15 protein-coding genes and 1 pseudogene are annotated in these 18,119 nt (G+C 69.8%); 11 read left to right on the top strand and 5 right to left on the bottom strand.

Translation table 11 applies throughout. The features are described from left to right. Position 1: 1 nt before the first annotated feature. The 4 genes and pseudogenes from lnt (at position 2) to LOK55_RS09635 (ending at position 5,464) form a co-directional block, all read left to right on the top strand. A complete protein-coding gene (gene lnt, locus LOK55_RS09650; protein ID WP_101305216.1) occupies positions 2 to 1,621 on the top strand; it encodes an apolipoprotein N-acyltransferase in 1,620 nt (539 codons plus the stop codon). Between the two features lie 313 nt (positions 1,622 to 1,934). Continuing rightward, entirely contained in the window at positions 1,935 to 2,951 is a 1,017-nt protein-coding gene (gene ccsB, locus LOK55_RS09645; protein ID WP_045246027.1) for a c-type cytochrome biogenesis protein CcsB, read from the top strand. Positions 2,952 to 3,080: 129 nt separating this feature from the next. Beyond that, positions 3,081 to 5,058, top strand: a pseudogene (locus tag LOK55_RS09640) (cytochrome c oxidase assembly protein). 10 nt (positions 5,059 to 5,068) lie between these two features. Continuing rightward, positions 5,069 to 5,464 carry a DUF4307 domain-containing protein gene (locus tag LOK55_RS09635; protein WP_045246023.1) on the top strand — a complete coding sequence of 132 codons (396 nt, stop codon included), beginning with the start codon at positions 5,069 to 5,071 and terminating at the stop codon, positions 5,462 to 5,464. A 39-nt stretch (positions 5,465 to 5,503) separates the two neighbouring features. Here LOK55_RS09635 and LOK55_RS09630 read toward each other — a convergent pair whose 3' ends face one another. Continuing rightward, the gene (locus LOK55_RS09630) at positions 5,504 to 7,540 is read right to left on the bottom strand and encodes a heavy metal translocating P-type ATPase (RefSeq protein WP_229935214.1); all 2,037 of its coding nucleotides are present in this window, start codon (positions 7,538 to 7,540) and stop codon (positions 5,504 to 5,506) included. Between the two features lie 78 nt (positions 7,541 to 7,618). Here LOK55_RS09630 and LOK55_RS09625 point away from each other — a divergent pair, with 78 nt between their 5' ends. The 4 genes from LOK55_RS09625 (at position 7,619) to LOK55_RS09610 (ending at position 11,158) form a co-directional block, all read left to right on the top strand. Continuing rightward, positions 7,619 to 7,951, top strand: a complete 333-nt coding sequence (locus LOK55_RS09625) for a helix-turn-helix transcriptional regulator (RefSeq protein WP_045246029.1) — start codon at positions 7,619 to 7,621, stop codon at positions 7,949 to 7,951. 386 nt (positions 7,952 to 8,337) lie between these two features. Beyond that, positions 8,338 to 8,697, top strand: coding sequence for a helix-turn-helix transcriptional regulator (locus tag LOK55_RS09620; RefSeq protein ID WP_229935213.1), 360 nt, complete (start codon positions 8,338 to 8,340; stop codon positions 8,695 to 8,697). Beyond that, a complete protein-coding gene (locus LOK55_RS09615) occupies positions 8,694 to 10,601 on the top strand; it encodes a cation-translocating P-type ATPase (protein WP_229935212.1) in 1,908 nt (635 codons plus the stop codon). Before LOK55_RS09620 ends, LOK55_RS09615 begins: the two co-directional genes overlap by 4 nt. A 131-nt stretch (positions 10,602 to 10,732) precedes the next feature. Continuing rightward, a complete protein-coding gene (locus LOK55_RS09610; protein WP_229935211.1) occupies positions 10,733 to 11,158 on the top strand; it encodes a signal peptidase II in 426 nt (141 codons plus the stop codon). Positions 11,159 to 11,384: 226 nt separating this feature from the next. Here the strand turns inward: LOK55_RS09610 and LOK55_RS09605 are convergent, their stop codons facing one another. Genes LOK55_RS09605 through LOK55_RS09590 form a run of 4 tightly spaced genes read right to left on the bottom strand, consistent with a single transcriptional unit; the run spans position 11,385 to position 14,973 of the window. After that, complete coding sequence (locus tag LOK55_RS09605) at positions 11,385 to 11,651, bottom strand: DUF2933 domain-containing protein (protein WP_229935210.1); 267 nt, start codon at positions 11,649 to 11,651, stop codon at positions 11,385 to 11,387. Next, entirely contained in the window at positions 11,648 to 12,691 is a 1,044-nt protein-coding gene (locus tag LOK55_RS09600; protein ID WP_229935209.1) for a type II glyceraldehyde-3-phosphate dehydrogenase, read from the bottom strand. Before LOK55_RS09600 ends, LOK55_RS09605 begins: the two co-directional genes overlap by 4 nt. A 39-nt stretch (positions 12,692 to 12,730) precedes the next feature. Beyond that, the gene (locus tag LOK55_RS09595) at positions 12,731 to 14,386 is read right to left on the bottom strand and encodes an AarF/ABC1/UbiB kinase family protein (protein ID WP_036286080.1); all 1,656 of its coding nucleotides are present in this window, start codon (positions 14,384 to 14,386) and stop codon (positions 12,731 to 12,733) included. Continuing rightward, positions 14,386 to 14,973, bottom strand: a complete 588-nt coding sequence (locus tag LOK55_RS09590) for an AAA family ATPase (protein WP_229935208.1) — start codon at positions 14,971 to 14,973, stop codon at positions 14,386 to 14,388. Before LOK55_RS09590 ends, LOK55_RS09595 begins: the two co-directional genes overlap by 1 nt. A gap of 60 nt (positions 14,974 to 15,033) precedes the next feature. Between LOK55_RS09590 and LOK55_RS09585 the strand changes: the two genes are divergently transcribed. The 3 genes from LOK55_RS09585 to LOK55_RS09575 are packed head-to-tail and all read left to right on the top strand — an operon-like array spanning position 15,034 to position 18,000. Continuing rightward, positions 15,034 to 15,318, top strand: coding sequence for a metal-sensitive transcriptional regulator (locus LOK55_RS09585; protein ID WP_005049572.1), 285 nt, complete (start codon positions 15,034 to 15,036; stop codon positions 15,316 to 15,318). A 46-nt stretch (positions 15,319 to 15,364) separates the two neighbouring features. Further along, positions 15,365 to 15,724 carry a heavy-metal-associated domain-containing protein gene (locus LOK55_RS09580; protein WP_051498747.1) on the top strand — a complete coding sequence of 120 codons (360 nt, stop codon included), beginning with the start codon at positions 15,365 to 15,367 and terminating at the stop codon, positions 15,722 to 15,724. Beyond that, positions 15,721 to 18,000 carry a cation-translocating P-type ATPase gene (locus tag LOK55_RS09575; RefSeq protein ID WP_229935207.1) on the top strand — a complete coding sequence of 760 codons (2,280 nt, stop codon included), beginning with the start codon at positions 15,721 to 15,723 and terminating at the stop codon, positions 17,998 to 18,000. Before LOK55_RS09580 ends, LOK55_RS09575 begins: the two co-directional genes overlap by 4 nt. The last annotated feature ends 119 nt before the right edge of the window (positions 18,001 to 18,119 follow it).

Here is an 18,119-nt window from a genome sequence, read left to right as displayed (position 1 = left end):
GATGCGCACGCCTTTGCCGACACCCGCCCCGGCCGCCGCACCGGAGCAGGAGACGCCGCGCCGCACCGTGGCGGCATGGTCGCTGCCGGTGTGGGCGGCGGTGCTGGCATCCGCGGCCGCCGGCCTGCTGCTGGATCTCGCCTCCGCACCGGTGGGGTGGTGGCCGTTGACGTTCGTGAGTGTCACGGTCGCCCTGGTGGCCCTGATCGGCCGCAGCATCGGCGGGGCGCTGCTGGTCGGCACTGTGTTCGGCGCCGTGTTCTACACGACCCATCTGGTGTGGGTGGGGGAGTTCCTCGGCCCGGTGCCGTGGCTTGCCCTCGCCGGGCTGGAAGCGGTCCTGTTCGGCGCGGGCGCGGTGCCGATCGCGCTCGCCTACCGGTGGACCGCCCGCTATCCGGCCCGCGGCCTCGTGCAGCTGCTCGCGGTACCGCCGCTGATCGGGGTTCTGTGGACGGCCCGTGAGGTGGTGATGGGTGCGTGGCCGTACTCCGGGTTCCCGTGGGCGCGCCTCGGGATGACCCAGGTGGGCGGCCCGCTCGCGGAGGCCGTGTCGTGGACGAGCGTGACCGGCCTGTCCCTGCTGATCGTCATTCTGTGCGCCTCTGTGGTGCAGTGGATCCGCGCCGGCGGCATCCGCTTCATGCTCGGGTTGCACCCTGCTGTGAGCGTCGCCGCTCTCCTGGTGATAGCGCCGCAGTTCCCCACCGCGCCGGCCGGGGAGTTCCGCGTGGGATGGGTGCAGGGCAACGGCCCCACCGGGTACTTCGACGACAAGGTGCCCGGCGACGTCCTGGCCGCGCAGACCGCCGCCACGGTGCCGCTGTACGGGCAGCCGATGGATCTGCTGGCCTGGCCGGAGGGCGGCGTCGACGCCGACCCGCTCAGTGATCCCGCCGCCGCCGAGGCGTTGGACCGGGTCGTGCGCTCGGCCGGGGCGCCGTTGCTGATGAACGCCGCCACCACCCGCGGCGACGATGTCTTCAACACGTCCCTGCTGTGGACCGCGGATCCCACGGGCCGGCAGTGGCACGACAAGGTCAACCCGGTCCCGTTCGGCGAGTACGTGCCGGACCGGTGGTTCTACGAGCTGATCGTCCCCGACCTGGTGGGCTTGATCCAACGCGAATACACCCCCGGCAGCAACCCGCCGCTCGTGCAGGTCGGCGACGTCGGGGTGGGGTTGGCGATCTGCTTCGACGTGATCTACGACGCCGTGATCTGGGACGGTGCCCGCGCCGGCGCAGAGGTGTTCGTGTTCCAGACCAACAACGCCGACTTCCGCGGCACCGACGAGAACCTGCAGCAGCTCGCGTTCGCCCGGATGCGCGCCATCGAAACCGGCCGCGCGGTCGTCAACGTCTCCACGGTGGGCACCAGCCAGGTCATCACCCCGGACGGCACCACCGTCGACAGCATCGGCGTCGACACCGTTGACGCGTCGATCACCACCGTCCCGCTGCGCACCGGACTCACCCCGGCGGTGATCCTCGGTCCCTGGCTCACCGCTCTCATCGTCCTCGCTGCCGCCGGCGCTCTCACCGCGGCGGGGTTCTCCCACCGTGCCCGCACGCGTGCGGCCGCCGCAGATCGTTCGACTGATCCGGGGAGGCACCCATGAACACGCCACGGATGAGGCCTGCCGGAGGTCGACTGGCCTGGTCGCTGCGAACGCTGGCGACGGGCAGCGATCTCACCCTTCCTGGTGACCTGACGGCGGAGGAGTGTGGGTGCGCGCCCACGCCCGCGGAGAGCCGCGCATTCCGGGCCGGGGTGAGCCGGCGCACTCTGCTGACGGCGGGAACATTGAGCGCGGCCGTGGACTCGCTGGCCTGGCTGGAAGCGAACGCGGGCTGACCGATGTGCACGGATCTACCGCGCCACCCCGCTCGCGGGCACCCCCTGACCGCAACGACGAAGAGGACGACCCTGCCATGACCGGAACCGACGCGCTCTCCCTCGACGGCATCTCACTGCTGCTGGTGTGGACGGCGATCGCCACCTACCTGCTCGCGTTCATCGCGTACACCATCGACCTGGCCGGGCGCTCCGTCCCCGCCAGCGTCCCGCAGCGGGAGCCGGTCCTGGCCGGCGCTACCGCACGGGCGGGCCAGCAGACGGACAACGCCCAGAGTGGGTCGGTGGACAGTGTTCGCACGCCGCCCGCGCAGCGTCAACGGCTGCTGTGGGCGCGGATCGGGACGTCGCTGACGGTCCTCGCGTTCCTGTTCCACCTGGCCGGCACCATCCTGCGCGGCATCGCCGCGGAGCGGGTGCCGTGGGCGAACATGTACGAGTTCGCGCTGACCGGCACGGTCTTGATCGTGGCCGTCTACCTGCTGGTGCTGCGCCGCTACGACCTCCGCTTCCTCGGTGCGTTCCTGATCGGCATGGTGGTGCTGCTGCTGGGTGGCGCGACGGTCTCGTTCTACGTCGAGGTCGTTCCGCTGATGGATCCGCTCAAGAGCGTGTGGCTGGTCATCCACGTCTTCGTCGCGTCCCTGGCCACCGCCCTGTTCGCGATCGCCTGCGGCATCTCCATCACCCAGCTCCTGCAGGCCCGCCGGGAGCGCCGCACCCGAGCATCCTCGGACACTGCCCGCGCCGACGGTCTTGGGTTTCTGCGCACTCTGCCCGCCGCCGACGTGCTCGAGTCCCTCGCGTACCGGTTCGCGATCGTGGGGTTCGTGTTCTGGACGTTCACCCTGATCGCCGGCGCGATCTGGGCCAACGACTCCTGGGGTCGCTACTGGGGCTTCGATGTCAAGGAGGTGTGGACGTTCGTGATCTGGGTGCTCTACGCCGGCTACATCCACGCCCGCGCGACCCGCGGCTGGCGCGGCACCCGCTCCGCCTGGCTGTCCATCATCGGGTTCGTCGCGGTGCTGTTCAACTTCACGATCGTGAACATGTTCTTCCAGGGCCTCCACTCCTACTCCGGGCTCACATGACCCCGCACCCCTGCCCCGCCCTCTTGCCCGAGCCGAAAGCACGCACATGACCCCGATACTCTCGATTCCCGCCACCACGGGTGCGGATGCCACTGAACGCGGACAGCGGTCACTCCGACCGCGACAGGAATGACTCCTCGCGTCTTGCGGGTCGCAGGGCCTGCGATCCTCGGCGGGGTCGCACTCATCGCCTTGGTCGGGGCGTTGTGGTTCGGTGGGGGTGCTGCGCAGATCCCACTCGGCGACGCCGGCCCTGTTGTGCGCTGGGGGCTTCCGGTCACGAAACTGGTCGTGAATCTCGCCGCCGCGGGCATGGTCGGTGTGCTCGTGACCGCCTTGTTCACGCTGCGGGCCGGTGAGCGCGAGTTCGACGTCGCCCTCGATACCGCGTCGATCTCTGCAGCCCTGTTCACCGTGGCCGCGGGCGCGACCGGGTTCCTCACGCTTCTCAGCGTGTTCAACCCGGCCATCGACGCAGGCCCCCAGTTCGGTGCCCAGCTCGGCCGGTTCCTCGTCGAGCTCGAGGTCGGCAGGACATGGCTGATCACGACGGTCGCCGGCGCCGCCCTCACCGTCCTGACATTCGCCGTGCGGTCCTGGGTCGGGACGCTTCTGGTCGCCCTGGTGGCGGTGGCCTCGCTCGTGCCGATGGGCACGCAGGGGCACTCCGGCGATGACGCCTTCCACCACGAGGCGATGATGGCGCTCATCCTGCACATCATCGGCGCCGCGGTGTGGCTCGGCGGGCTCCTGCTGCTCATCGCCGTCCGTCCAGCCCTCGACCGTCGCCGCATCCCCGATCTCGTCGCCCGCTACTCGAGCATCGCTCTGGCCGCGTTCGTGCTCGTCGCCGTGTCCGGCACGGTGCGCGCCGCCATCGGCCTGCAGGAGTGGTCCGATCTGCTCTCGCCCTATGGCGCGATCTTGGGCATCAAGGTCGTCGCGCGTCGGCCTCGGCCTCTTCGGGGCGTGGTACCGCACCCGCCTGATCGGCAGGATGCGCAGCTCCGACGCGGCATCCCGCCCTTTCTGGATGCTCATCGCGTTCGAGCTGGCACTGATGGGTGTGGCCAGCGGCGCCGCCGCAGCGCTGGCCCGCACTCCGCCACCGAACCCGGCCCCGCTTCCCGAGATCCCCTCGCCGGCAGAACGCCTCACCGGTGCCCCGCTGCCCCCGGAGCTCACGATCGAACGGTGGGTCACCGCGTGGAACGTGGACATGTTGTGGGCGGTGCTCGCCGGGTTCGCGATCTTCTTCTATCTCGCCGGGGTGTGGCGGCTGCGCCGGCGCGGCGACGCGTGGCCTGTGTATCGCACGATCATGTGGGTCGCCGGCATGGTGCTGCTGGTCTGGGTCACCGGCGGCGTCGTCAACGTCTACCAGGACTACCTGTTCAGCATGCACATGGTGGGGCACATGCTGCTCACGATGGCGATCCCGGTGCTGCTGGTCGCCGGCGCCCCGGTGACCCTCGCCGCCCGGGCGATCCGCAAACGCGACGACGGCACCCGCGGCGGGCGGGAGTGGATCCTGTGGGCGGTGCATTCGCCCGTCGCCCGCATCCTGACGAACCCGTTCGTCGCGGCCGCCCTGTTCATCGGCTCACTGTGGGTGTTCTATTACACCGACCTGTTCCGCTGGTCGCTGTACGACCACCTCGGCCACCAGTGGATGATCGCGCACTTCCTCATCACCGGCTACCTGTTCGCGCTCTCCCTGATCGGCATCGACCCGGTGCCGTGGCGGCTTCCCTACGCCGGCAGGCTGCTGCTGCTCATCGGTGTGATGGCGATGCACGCGTTCTTCGGCATCGCCATCATGATGCAGTCGGGGCTGATGGTCGCCGACTGGTTCGGGTCGATGGGTCGCACCTGGGGTGTCACACCGCTCGAGGATCAGTACACCGGCGGCGGTATCGCGTGGTCGATCGGTGAGATCCCCACCCTGATCCTCGCGATCACGGTCGCGATTCAGTGGAGTCGCAGCGACGACCGCGAGACCAAGCGGCGAGACCGGCACGCCGACCGCACCGGCGAAGCCGAGCTCGAGGCCTACAACGCACGCCTCACCGAGCTCGCCGACCGCGATGCTCGCAGCCGCAGATAGGGCGCACTACGTGACGACGAAAGAGGAGCTCGCCGACCGCTACGGTCGGGGACCGCGGCCCATCCGCCGCCGCGTGTTCTGGGTCACCGTCGCGACGGCGGCAATCCTGTCTGTCGCCGGGCTTTCGTGGCTGACTGTCTCGAACTCGCTCGACGACGTCGGATTCGACGAGACCGGATACGAGCTGGTCGATGCGCGCACCGTGACCGTATCCTTCCAAGCCACGCCACCCGCTGGGACGTCGTTCGCATGCGCGGTGCAGGCATTGGATGAGGACTTCGGCATCGTCGGTTGGCGGGTCATCGAGTACCCCGCGTCCGAGGAGATCACACGAGCACTCGTGGAGACCATCCCGACCGTCGCGCAGGCAACGACCGGCACCGTGCAATCCTGCTGGGCCACATAGCCGCGCAAGGGAGGCCGTCGCCTGCGCCGGCTGAGTCTCTCAAGCGGTGGGCCTGTCTTCGTGGTCGATGCCGTGGTGCTCTTTGCCGCGCTCGAAGTTGAGCAGGCGGAGTGCGTTGCCGACGACGATCAGGGTGGAGCCTTCGTGGATGAGTACGACCGCGCCGATGTTCAGGCCGAGGAAGGTGGCGAGGATGAGGAACGCGACGATCGCGAGGCTGGCGATGAGGTTCTGCCGGATGATGCGGCTGGTGGCGCGGCTGAGCCGCACGGCGAACGGGACGCGGCCGAGGTCGTCGCTCATCAGCGCGATGTCGCTGGTTTCCAACGCGACGGTGGAGCCGGCGGCGCCCATCGCGATGCCGACGTCGGCGCGGGCCATCGCGGGGGCGTCGTTGACGCCGTCGCCGACCATCGCGATCGGTCGGTGGGTTTCGGCGAGGCGGGTGATCTGAGCGACTTTGTCCTCGGGGAGCAGTTCGCCGATCGCGGTGTCGACGCCGACTTCCCGGCCGACCGCGTCGGCGACGCGCTGGTTGTCGCCGGAGATCATCACGAGCTGCCCCACGTTCGCGCCCCGGAGCGCGCTGAGCACCTGGGCGGACTCCGCGCGGGACGCATCCATCACGCCGACGATGCCGAGGAACCGGTCGCCACGGCGGATGATCATCAGCGTCTGCCCGGAGTCCCGCGCCTGCGTGTACGCGTCGGCGAGCGTGCCGGTCAGCGCGAGTTGCTGCTCGTCGAACATGCGCAGGTTGCCGACGTCGACCCGCTCGCCGTCGATCGTCGCCGTGACGCCACGCCCGACGACCGCGTTCAGGTCTGTCGCGGTGAGGCGCTCGGCCTGGGGGACGCGGGGCTCGAGGTCGCGGACGATCGCCTCGGCCAGCGGGTGATCGCTGAGCGCTTCGACAGCGACCAGAGTGCGGATCAGCTCGGACTCGGGCACGTCGGCGGCGGGGGTGACGGACGTCACCCGGGGGGCACCCCAGGTCAGGGTGCCGGTCTTGTCGAACGCCATCGCCTTGACCCGCCCGAGCGTCTCGAGCGGGGCGCCGCCCTTGACGAGCACCCCGGCACGCGCAGCACGGGCGACCCCTGCCAGCACCGCGGCCGGGGTTGCGATCGCGAGCGCGCAGGGGCTGGCGGCGACGAGCACGGTCATGGCGAGGTAGAACGCGTCGGGGAACGGTTGCGCGAACGCGAGCCAGGAGATCAGGAGGGTGACGGCGACCCCGAGGATCACGGCGGGCACGTACCAACGCTGGAACCGGTCGATGAACTGCTGTGTGGGGGAGGCGGCCTGGTCGGCGGAGCGGACGAGCTCGACGACCTTGCTGAGCGTCGAGTCCGCGGAGGTCGCGGTGACCTCGACCTCGAGCACGCCGGACCCGTTCACGGTGCCGGCGAACACACGGTTGGCGGCGGGCAGGGTGTCGACGGTGCGCATCGCCCGCTCCGGGTCGGCCACCGGCTCCTTCTCCACCGGAATCGACTCCCCGGTGACCGCGGACTGATCCACCGCGGACACCCCGGAGATCACGAACCCGTCTGAGGGAATGCGGGAGTTCGGGCGGATGACGACGATGTCCCCGACGACGATCTCCTCCACCGGCACCTCCACCGGCTCGTCCCCGCCGCGGCGCACCAGGGCGCTGCGGGGAGCGAGCTCGGCCAGGGACTCGATGGACTTGCTGGCACGGCTGAGGGCGTATTCCTCGAGCGCGTGGCCGAGGCTGAACAGGAACAGCAGCACCGCCCCTTCCGCCCACCGGCCGATGAGGGCGGCGCCGATCGCGGCCACCAGCATGAGGAAGTCGACCTCGAACTTCCCTCGCATCGTCGAGGCGATCGCGGTGCGGAACGTGAAGAACCCACCGAAGAAGTAGGTGGCGAGGAAGAACACCAACGGCCACCCGACCATCGGCAGCCCCAACGCGAACTCGGCGATCATCCCGCCGGCGTAGGTCACGCCCGCGGCGATCGCGAACCACAGCTCCCACCGGGCCGAACCGTGGGAATGGTCGTGCGTCTCCGCAGCGGGCGCGGTAGTCGTCGGGGAAGAAGCAGTCATGCGACCAGGATACATCACAAGATCATGATATATTGTAGTTGTGAATGATTATCGTGGTCGGAGGGCACAATGGTGAGCATGGCCGGTACTGAGACGCGTCGGGAAGCAGGCACCCTGTCCGTAGCGGATGCTGAGCGTCTCGCCGAGATCATGCAGGCACTGGCGTCACCTGTGCGGCTGCGCATTCTGAGCGCGCTGAGTGTTCAGCCGAGCACCGTGACCGACCTCAGCGAACAGCTGCACATCGGACAGACGACCACATCGAACCATTTGCGGCTGCTGCGGCATCTGAGCCTGGTCCTTGGCACGCGCGACGGCCGGCACATCCACTACTCGCTCTTCGACGACCACGTCTCCGAACTGCTCGAGGAGGCCATCGGGCACCTCGAGCATCTGCCCGGCGGAGGATGACGCCTGCCGGAGCTCCCCGATTGACGAGAGTATTCCCGTTCACGTCGGGGGGCGCTGCTGCGGCCGGGGAGAGCGCGTCGCTGCCGGTTCGGACACGCTGCATGGTGTGTAGCCGATCGCCGCGACGGCCATGAGCTCTTGTAAGAATCCGCCACTACTCGCGGAATCCTGAACCCGAAACCCCAGCCAACTACCGTGGAATCGCGGCATTCCTCGCCATCTCGAGCGGGAACCTACAGTAGGGGGTGTAGGGGTTTTTCTGAGATGTCCATTTCGCGGGTGAAATGTCCACGCGATGTCCATCTGGACATTTCAGGGAGACTCGCGGCTCAAGGCGTGAGTGCACGGCCTACGGATTAGTACAGTTGCTGATGTATAGTCACCGTATGCTGACTATTGCTGATCGACTCGATGTGATGAATCGGCTCGGCCGGGCTATGGCCGACCCGACCCGCTCTCGCATCCTCCTGACCCTGCTGGCCGGCCCGAGCTATCCCGCGGTGCTGTCTCGCGATCTGGGGCTGTCCCGGTCGAACGTGTCGAACCATCTGACGTGTTTGCGTGGGTGCGGGATCGTGGTGGCCGAGCCGGAGGGCCGGCAGACCCGCTACGAGGTCGCGGACCCGCACCTGGCTCGTGCTCTGACGGCGCTGGTGGACGTGACGCTCGCGGTCGACGAGAGCGTGCCGTGCATGGACCCCGACTGTGGCGTTGAGGGCTGCGTGGCGGGGGAGGTGCGGGCGTGAGCGCGGTCACGGGTTCGCAGGTCGAGCACGTCGACCTCGATGACGATGATGACGATGACGATGACCGGCCGTGGTATCGGAGTCCCAGCGTTCTGATCCCGATTGCCTCCGGTGTCGCGTTCGGTGCCGGTCTGGTGTGCGAGTGGACCGGCGCGGAGACCGCGGGCCTGGTGCTGTTCTGGATCGGTCTGCTGCTGGGCGCGTACACGTTCGTGCCGGGCGCGCTGCGCAAGCTGTTCACGAAGGGCAAGCTCGGCATCGGCCTGCTGATGACAATCAGCGCCACCGGCGCGGTGATCCTCGGCTATGTCGAGGAGGCCGCCGCGCTGGCGTTCCTGTACTCCATCGCGGAGGCGCTGGAAGACAAGGCGATGGACCGCGCCCGTGCCGGGTTGCGGGCGCTGTTGAAGCTCGTGCCCGACACCGCACTCGTCAAGCGCGGCGACGCCACGGCCGAGGTCGAGGCGAAGGAGCTGCGCGTCGGCGACGTGCTCGTGGTCCGGCCGGGTGAAAGGATCGCGACTGATGGCATCGTGCGCGCCGGGCGGAGCAGCCTGGACACATCCGCGATCACGGGCGAGTCGATCCCCGTCGAGGTCGAACCCGGCACCGACGTCTCGGCCGGGTCGATCAACACCACCGGCGTCCTCGAGGTCGAGGCCACCGCCGCCGGCACTGACAACTCACTGACCACCATCGTCGAGCTGGTCGAGCAGGCCCAAGCTGAGAAGGGCGACCGTGCCCGCCTGGCCGACCGGATCGCCCGCCCCCTCGTGCCCGGCGTGATGATCCTCGCCGTGCTGGTAGGCGTGCTCGGTTCGCTGCTGAGCGGCAACCCCGAGCTGTGGATCACCCGTGCCCTGGTGGTGCTGGTCGCAGCCTCGCCCTGCGCCCTCGCGATCGCCGTCCCCGTCACCGTCGTATCCGCAATTGGCGCCGCGTCGAAGTTCGGTGTGGTCGTGAAGTCCGGGGCCGCGTTCGAGCGATTCGGTGGCATCCGTCACCTCGCCGTCGACAAAACCGGCACCCTCACCCGCAACGAGCCCACCGTCACGCGCGTCGTCACCACCGGCGCGACCGAGACTGAGGTTCTCGCGTGGGCGGCGAGCGTGGAAGGTCACAGCACACACCCCCTGGCCGCAGCGATCACCAACGCGGTTCCCGACGCCCAGGACGCCGCAGACGTCACTGAGACCGCCGGGCACGGCATCGTCGGCACCCTCGACGGTGCCCGTCTCGCGGTCGGGAGCCCGCGGTGGCTGGACGCCGGCACACTGGCGGTCGACGTGGAGGCGATGGAGTCCGAGGGGATGACCGTCGTCATCGTCCACCGCAACGACCAGCCGGCTGGCGCAATCGGGGTGCGGGACGAGCTGCGGCCCGAGGTTCCCGAGGTCATCGCCACGCTGAACCGCCGCGGCATCGGCGTGACGATGCTCACCGGCGACAACGCCCGCACCGCCGCAGCGCTGGCCGCCCAGGCCGGTATCAGCGACGTGCGCGCCGAACTGCGCCCCGAGGACAAGGCCACCGCCGTCGCGGAACTGTCGAAGTCACAGCCCACGGCCATGATCGGAGACGGCATCAACGACGCCCCCGCGCTGGCGGCCGCCGATCTGGGGATCGCGATGGGAGCCAAGGGCGCGGACGCTGCGATCGAGTCCGCCGACGTCGCGTTCACCGGCCACGACCTGCGCCTCATCCCGCAGGCCCTCGCTCATGCCCGCCGCGGCCGCAGCATCATCAACCAGAACGTGGTGCTGTCCATCGCGATCATCGCGGTCCTGCTGCCGCTGGCGATTACCGGCATCCTGGGCCTTGCCGCCGTGGTGCTCGTGCACGAGGTCGCGGAGGTCATCGTCATCCTCAACGGCCTCCGCGCAGCGCGGCGCACGAAGGCATGACCGGCCCCGTTGACGGTTCCGCTCTCACCCCGACCCGGGCGGACGCCGTGGAACTGAGCAACCGGAGTCCGGCAGCGGCACGAGGCCGGCTCGGCAGATTCCTGCTCGCGAGCGTTGTCGCAGCCGGTGCCATGCTGATCGACCAAGGCACCAAAGCCCTCGCCCTCGCCCAGCTCAGCGAACACGACCGCATCCCGCTCCTAGGTGACTGGCTCGGCCTGCAGCTCGCGTTCAACCCCGGCACAGTGATGTCTCTCGGATCCGGTTCGACCTGGCTGCTCACCCTCATCGCGGCCGCAGCATCTGTGGTTCTGCTCATCGCCGCCACACGCGCCTGCACCGCGGGGTGGGCGGTCGCGATCGGGCTGCTGTGGGGAGGCGCGGTCGGCAACCTCCTGGACCGACTCTTCGCCCCACCCGGATTCGGCCGCGGCCACGTCACCGACTTCCTCGCCTACGGCAACCTATTCATCGGCAACCTCGCCGACGTCATCCTCGGTGTCGGCGTTGCGCTCGGGCTTCTGCTCTACCTCTCCAAGCCGAGGGCAGAAGGCTGAGTCATCAGCTCAACGAGAGCAGATCGACCTCGAAAGACATCTCGCTGCATGCTCGCGGCGGATCATCGAGGACATTTCGCTTGTCAACTCCCCGTCCTCCTGCTCCGCGGATGGACATCTCTGAGCGGTCCCTACACTGCCCACTGATTTCTGTCGTGTGTGCTGGTTCCGTCGCACGCCGACGAGGCAACAGCATGTGGATATGCACGCGCAGCGGTGGGGGTGCTCATGCGTCGTCGTCGGGGGGCGGGTTCGTGTGGTCGTGACGGGTCTGTTCACGGTGTCGTCCGTGGCCTCCGTGTCCGCGGTGGCTGAACAGGTGCAGCAGGGCGATCACGATGATGCCGGCGTAGGGGGCGGCCGCAGCGAGGTGGGTCCAGTGGTCGATGATCAGGTAGAGGACGATCCCGGCGACGGCCAGCGCGATGATCACCCAGATCCACACGCGTCCAGCGCGGGGGGCACGGGGCGGCCCGGCGTTCGGGGAGGTCATGACCGCTCCGGGGCGAGGAAGTCCTGCCTCATGCCGAGGGTCGCGTCGGTGAGCCGGATGGAGGCGGCGGGGTCGGTGACGGTGCCGGTGAGGGCGCGGATCGCGTCGACGGTCTCGGGGATGACGATCGCCTCGTTGCACACCTGGTAGGTGAGGTACGCCTCGTCGCCGTCGACGGTGACGAGGTCTTCCCAGACCGCGACCTCCCACATGTCCCCGCGGGGCCGGCCGAGGTCGCGCATCAGCTCGACCGTGGAGTTGAGGGCGACCAGCCCGTCGGACATCCGGATGAACGCGATCCGGGGTGCGGCGCGCAGTGCGTCGAGGACCTCGTCGCGGGATGCGCGGCGGGTCAGCTGCAGGGTCCAGTAGTGGTTATGGGTCTGGGTGTGTGCGCCCTTGGCGGCGATGGTGACCACGTCCAGGTCGGGGAGCACGGTCTTCGCGTCGGGGCCCTGGTGGGAGGGGATGACCGGTTCGGGGACCATCGTGTTCATGATGCCGCCCAGGTGCGATTCCCACGGGTCGGTGGCGCGGCGGATGAGGACCCCGCGGGCGCGCAGCAGCAGCCCGGCGTTTTCGAGCGCGCCGAGGACGCGGACGATGCTGGTGGTGTTGCAGGACACCACCCGGGTCAGGTCCCGGCCGAGCGCGGTGGCGTAGTTGGCCTGGGCGACGAAGGAGTGCCCGGTGGTCGAGTGCGCTTCCCCGCCCTGCACGATCACCTCTACTCCCGCCGCCTGGTAGCGGGGCAGGTTTCCGGCGGCGACGTGCTTGGGGGTCGTATCGACGATCACGTCGCTCTGCGCGAGGAGATCGTCGAGGGTTCCCTCGGGGCGGATGCCGGTGTCCACCATGCCGCTGTGCGCGTCGGGGGTGGCGGCGAATACGGGCAGCCGCGGGACGGCGGATTGTATGCGCCAGTCGGTGATGATGTCCGCGACGCCAGTCAACTGCATGTCGGGTTGGGCGTGGACGGCGTCGGCGACCCTCTCGCCGATCACTCCGTACCCGTTGACGCCGACTCTGATCCTGTCCATCTTCGTCTCCTTTCGTGGTGTTCTTGAGCCGTGCGCGGGTCAGGGGCGGGGTCGGCGGCGCCGCAGCGTCCACAGCAGATAGCTGCCGAGGGCGCCGATCGTGCCGGTCCCGGCGCCGATCAGGACGCCTTCCCGGGAGCGCCATTTCGTGTTCCCGCCGACGAGGGTGCCGATCCCGCTGATCAGCGCGGCGGCGATCATTCCCGCGACGACACGGTTGCCGACGCGTTCGGCGCGCCCAACGAGAGGTTCCAGCTCCGTCGCGCGCAGGTGCACCTCGAACCCGCCGTCTTCGAGGAGATGCCGGAGCCGGCTCAGGGTGGCGGGCAGCTCGGTGAGCAGTGCCCCGGTGTCGGCTCCCGCGCGCGCCCATCGCCGGGCCAGAGCCGGCAGGGACAGCTGGGCGCGGGTGAGCTGCTCAGCGTAGGGCTGCAGGGCGTCGAGCATCTGGAAGTCCGGATCCAGCCGCGCCGCGGTCCCTTCGGCCATCATCAGCACTTTGAACAGCAGCGCCGTCTCCTGCGGAAGGTGCAGCTGGTGCTGCTGCAGGATGCCGAGCAGCTGCTGGAGCATGATTGCGAGGCTGATCTCCGACAGCGAACGGCCCCGGTAGCGGGCCGTGAACGCGGTGATCGCCTGCCGCAGCCCTGCCCGGTCGACGACGTCGGCGGTCCGGGAGAGTTCTATCAGGGCGGTGGTGAGGGTGTCCGGGTCGTCGCGGGTGAAGGCGAGCACGATGCCGGCGAGGCCGTCCGTGGTCTGTTCGGTGAGCTCCCCGACCATCCCGAAGTCGATCAGCGCGAGCGCGCCGTCGGGCTGCACGAACATGTTCCCGGGATGGGGGTCGGCATGGAAGAACCGGTTGTCGAACACCATCGTGAGCACGATGTCGGCACCCAGCCGCGCGAGTGCGACCCGGTCGATGCCGGCGGCGTCCAGGCCCTCCAGGTCGTCGATCCGCACCCCGCTCATCCGCTCCAGGGTCAGCACGCGCGAGGTCGTGGTCTCCCCGTGCACGCGGGGAATCCGCACCCGCGCCGCGTGGGCGAACTCCTGCGCGAACCGTTCGGCGTTGCGGGCCTCCTGCAGGTAGTCCAGCTCGGCACGCAGCGTGCGGGAGAACTCCTCCACCAGCCCGGGCAGGTCGTACTGCCGGATGGCATCCCAGCGCCGGTCGGCGCGGTCGGCGAGGTTGCGGAGAATGTCCAGGTCTTCATGCACCTGCGCGACCACGCCGGGCCGGCGCACCTTCACGACGACCTCGGTGCCGTCGTGAAGAGTTGCCGCGTACGCCTGCCCGATGGACGCCGCCGCCAGCGGCACCGGGTCGAACTGGGCGAACACGTGCTCTGGGTCGGCGCCGAGCTCTTCACGGAGCACGTCCCGAATGCCCTCCCACGGTGCCGCGGCGACGTCGTCCTGCAGTTTGGCGAACTCGGCGACCCATGCCGCGGGGAGCAGATCGTGCCGGGTGGAGAGGATCTGGCCCAGTTTCACGAACGTCGGCCCGAGCTCCTCCAACGCGACCCGCACATGCTCGGGGTTCGTGTAGGGGTCCTCCTGTCGGGCGTGTCCGAGGGCGCCGCGGTGGAACGGCACCAAGCCGCCCAGGCCCAGCACGCCGGCCAGGACGCCGAGTCCGTGCCGGCGCAGCACGGCCCCGATCTGCCGGTACCGGCTACTCCCCGCGCCCATCAGCTCACGCCCCTCTCGGCTGGAGTGCCGGCCGATGCTCGTTCGAGGATGAAGTCGACGCGCGCGTCGGGGGCGAGTGCGGGGACGGTGACGACGGGAAAGCCCAGCTCCTGGTACACCAGCCCGAGCAGGTCGTGGATGCGCCGCTGCGCGGCGGGGTCCTCGGTGCGCGCGTAGTCGGGCGCCAGCGGGAGCAGGTCAAGCAGGAACACCGTCGCGTACCGGGCGCCGGCCAGCGCGCCCAGCAGGGCGGTGCCGGGGGCGAGGCCGAGGAAGCGGTAGTAGGCGAGCGAGTCCGGCAGAGCACGGTCCAGGAACACGGTCTGTTGCGGGTCGAGGGAGCGTTCCTGCTCGACCTGCATGTCGACGACGGCGCGCTGGAACTCGCTCTGCCGTGCCCGCACCTCCGCGGTGCTGCGCCCGGTGATCCGTTGCAGGTCGATGTAGTGGCGGGCGTGCTCGATCGTGGTCGTGTACCCGCGGCCCCGCAGCAGGTTGACCGTGGTGGTCTTGCCGGAGCTGGGACCGCCCGTCACGACGTGCCAACGGGTGGTCTGTGCGGGCCGCGGCTCCTGGATGCCGCTCATGACCTCACCCTACACCCTGTACCCCTACAGGGTATGGTAGATTGTGGGTGGAGGTGCGAGATGGCACACGGGTATGTGGACAACAAGCCGGCGCTGCTGGCGCGGCTGAGCCGCGCGGAGGGTCAGGTGCGCGGGATCGCGCGGATGATCGACGAGGACGTGTACTGCATCGACGTGCTGACCCAGGTGTCGGCGGCGACGAAGGCGCTGGAGTCCGTCGCGCTGTCGCTGCTGGAAGACCACCTCGCGCATTGCGTCGCGCAGGCGACCGCCGAAGGCGGCCCGCTCGCGGAGGAGAAGCTCCGCGAGGCGAACGCCGCGATCGCGCGCCTCGTGCGCTCCTAACGTCGTCCCCACTCACATCGTTCAACGCTCTTGAAGGGAGCACATCATGACCGGACAGGGATTCCAGGACCTCGGCCTGCAGGCGACCAGCACCGGCGGTGGCTGCGCCTGTTGCAGCCCCACCTCCCACGCCACGGCAGCCACCGACACCGGCGCGCCGGCGCAGCAGACGGCGGCGGGTGAGACCGTGTCGGCGCAGTTCCTGGTGGAGGGGATGACCTGCGCGCACTGCGTGCGTAGCGTCACCGAGGAGGTCTCCGCGATCGACGGTGTCTCCGACGTCGCGGTCGATCTGCACGCCGGTGGCGTGTCCACGGTGACGGTGTCCAGCGCGACGCCGGTGGATGCGGAGCGGGTGCGGGCGGCGGTGGAGGAGGCCGGGTACAGCCTCGCCGCAGCCTCATGAGCACGCTGGACGTCGATCTCGACATCACCGGGATGACCTGCGCGTCGTGCGCGACGCGGGTCGAGCGGAAGCTGAACAAGCTGCCCGGGGTGGAGGCGACGGTCAACTTCGCCACCGAGAAGGCCCGCGTGCACTCGGAGGCCCCGGTGCCGGTGGAGGAGCTGATCGCGGCGGTCGAGCAGGCGGGGTACGGAGCGAGCCTCCCAGCCCCGCCTGTGCCCGACACGGCTGAGCAGACCATCCCGCGGGACGATGAGCTGGCGTCGCTGCGGCAGCGGCTGATCGTCTCGGCGGTGCTGGCGGTGCCGGTCGCGGTGCTGTCGATGATCCCCGCCCTGCAGTTCACCTACTGGCAGTGGCTCACGCTCACCCTGGCCGCGCCGGTGGTGGTGTGGGGGGCGTGGCCGTTCCACCGCGCCGCGGCGATCAATGCCCGGCACGGGGCGGCGACGATGGACACTCTGATCAGCGTCGGGGTGCTGGCCGCGTTCGGCTGGTCGCTGTACGCGCTGTTCTTCGGCGGTGCGGGGATGCCGGGAATGCGGATGAGCGTCACCTTCGTCGGCACCCCGCAGGCCGGTGGCCACGAGGTGTACCTGGAGGTCGCCGCGCTGGTGACCGTGTTCATCCTCCTCGGCCGCTACCTCGAGGTTCGTGCCAAGCGGCAGTCCGGCGAGGCCCTGCGCGCCCTGCTGGAGCTCGGCGCCAAGGACGCAGTGATCCTCCGCGAAGGCACTGAGCAGCGCGTCCCCGTCGCACAGCTCGTTCCGGGTGATGTCGTGGTGGTGCGGCCGGGTGAGAAGATCCCCGCCGACGGCCTCGTCACCGAGGGAATGTCCGCGGTGGACGAGTCGATGCTGACCGGCGAGTCCGTGCCGGTCGAAGTCGCCCCCGGCTCCCGCGTGGTCGGCGCGACTGTGAACACCGGCGGGCGCCTGCTCGTGCAGATCACCCGCGTCGGCGCCGACACCGAGCTGGCCCGGATGGCGCGGCTGGTCGAGGAGGCGCAGACCGGCAAGGCCCAGGTGCAGCGCCTCGCCGACCGGGTGTCGGCCGTCTTCGTCCCCATCGTCATCGTCCTCGCCCTGGCCGCGTTCGCCGGGTGGCTGATCGCGGGGGCGCCCTTGGAGGTCGCCTTCACCGCCGCGGTGACCACCCTGATCATCGCCTGCCCGTGCGCGCTGGGGCTGGCGACGCCGACCGCTCTGCTGGTCGGCACCGGCCGCGGCGCCCAGCTGGGCATCCTCATCCGCGGACCCCAGGTGCTCGAGCAGACCCGCCGCATCGACACCGTCGTGCTCGACAAGACCGGCACCATCACCGCCGGCACCATGACCGTCACCGGCATCCACCCCGCTCCCGGCACCGATGAGGCGGAGCTGATCCGGTTCGCCGCGGCGCTCGAGCACGGCTCCGAGCACCCCATCGGCCGCGCCATCACCGCCGCAGCCGACGGCCCGACGGATGCCGTGGAGTCATTCGCCGCCGAGGCCGGTCAAGGCGTGCAGGGCATCGTCGACGGCCGGATGGTCGCCGCGGGCCGCGCCTCCTGGATCACCACCCAGTGGTCCCTCCCCATCCCCTCAGGCCTCGCCGCGACCATCGCGGCGGACGAGGCGGCGGGGGCGACGGTGACGGTGGTGGCGTGGGACGGGCAGGTGCGCGGGGCGATCAGCGTCGCCGACACCATCAAACCCACCAGCCGTGAGGCGGTCGCACGGCTCCGGGAGCTCGGGTTGACCCCGATCCTGCTCACCGGCGACAACCCCGGCGCCGCCCGCGCGATCGCCAACCAGGCCGGGATCGAGGACGTCCGCGCCGGGGTCACCCCGCAGGGCAAGCTCGACACCATCCGCGACCTGCAGGCCGCGGGCCGGGTGGTCGCGATGGTCGGCGACGGCGTCAACGACGCCGCAGCCCTCGCCGCCGCCGACCTCGGGATCGCGATGGGCACCGGCACCGACGCGGCCATCACCGCCGCGGACCTGACCATCGTCTCCGGCGACCTGATGCTGGTCCCGGACGCGATCCGGCTGGCCCGCCGCACCCTGGGCACGATCAAGGGGAACCTGTTCTGGGCGTTCGCGTACAACGTCGCCGCGATCCCGGTCGCGATGCTCGCCCTGCTCAACCCCATCCTCGCCGCCGCGGCAATGGCGTTCAGCAGCGTGTTCGTCGTCACCAACAGCCTCCGCCTGCGCCGCTTCCGCCCCCTGCCCACCCCAACCCGTGCCGGCGCCCCCGCCACCCGAGAGCCCGCGCCCGTCCAGGCCTAACCATCGCTCGAGAAGGAGACACACTGGGCTGTGTCAAGCTTCGTAGACGATCTCTTTGTGGATTTCAGGCCGCGGTTGCGGTCTGGGCGTAGTAGGCGGCCCGGGTCTCGGCGGGGGTG

Source organism: Microbacterium sp. F2E (genome assembly GCF_020905435.1).
In the GTDB taxonomy this organism is placed as follows: domain Bacteria; phylum Actinomycetota; class Actinomycetes; order Actinomycetales; family Microbacteriaceae; genus Microbacterium; species Microbacterium lacticum.
Note: the sequence above shows the minus strand (reverse complement) of the source record. Positions and strands in the feature narration are given on the sequence as shown.

Coding starts and splice junctions, on each gene's coding strand:
- LOK55_RS09595 (WP_036286080.1), bottom strand. CDS start 14,386: ATGGGCGCGGGGAGTAGCCGGTACCGGCAGATCGGGGCCGTGCTGCGC.
- LOK55_RS09620 (WP_229935213.1), top strand. CDS start 8,338: ATGCTGACTATTGCTGATCGACTCGATGTGATGAATCGGCTCGGCCGG.
- ccsB (WP_045246027.1), top strand. CDS start 1,935: ATGACCGGAACCGACGCGCTCTCCCTCGACGGCATCTCACTGCTGCTG.
- LOK55_RS09585 (WP_005049572.1), top strand. CDS start 15,034: ATGGCACACGGGTATGTGGACAACAAGCCGGCGCTGCTGGCGCGGCTG.
- LOK55_RS09625 (WP_045246029.1), top strand. CDS start 7,619: ATGGCCGGTACTGAGACGCGTCGGGAAGCAGGCACCCTGTCCGTAGCG.
- LOK55_RS09610 (WP_229935211.1), top strand. CDS start 10,733: ATGCTGATCGACCAAGGCACCAAAGCCCTCGCCCTCGCCCAGCTCAGC.
- LOK55_RS09605 (WP_229935210.1), bottom strand. CDS start 11,651: ATGACCTCCCCGAACGCCGGGCCGCCCCGTGCCCCCCGCGCTGGACGC.
- lnt (WP_101305216.1), top strand. CDS start 2: ATGCGCACGCCTTTGCCGACACCCGCCCCGGCCGCCGCACCGGAGCAG.
- LOK55_RS09600 (WP_229935209.1), bottom strand. CDS start 12,691: ATGGACAGGATCAGAGTCGGCGTCAACGGGTACGGAGTGATCGGCGAG.
- LOK55_RS09575 (WP_229935207.1), top strand. CDS start 15,721: ATGAGCACGCTGGACGTCGATCTCGACATCACCGGGATGACCTGCGCG.
- LOK55_RS09630 (WP_229935214.1), bottom strand. CDS start 7,540: ATGACTGCTTCTTCCCCGACGACTACCGCGCCCGCTGCGGAGACGCAC.
- LOK55_RS09580 (WP_051498747.1), top strand. CDS start 15,365: ATGACCGGACAGGGATTCCAGGACCTCGGCCTGCAGGCGACCAGCACC.
- LOK55_RS09590 (WP_229935208.1), bottom strand. CDS start 14,973: ATGAGCGGCATCCAGGAGCCGCGGCCCGCACAGACCACCCGTTGGCAC.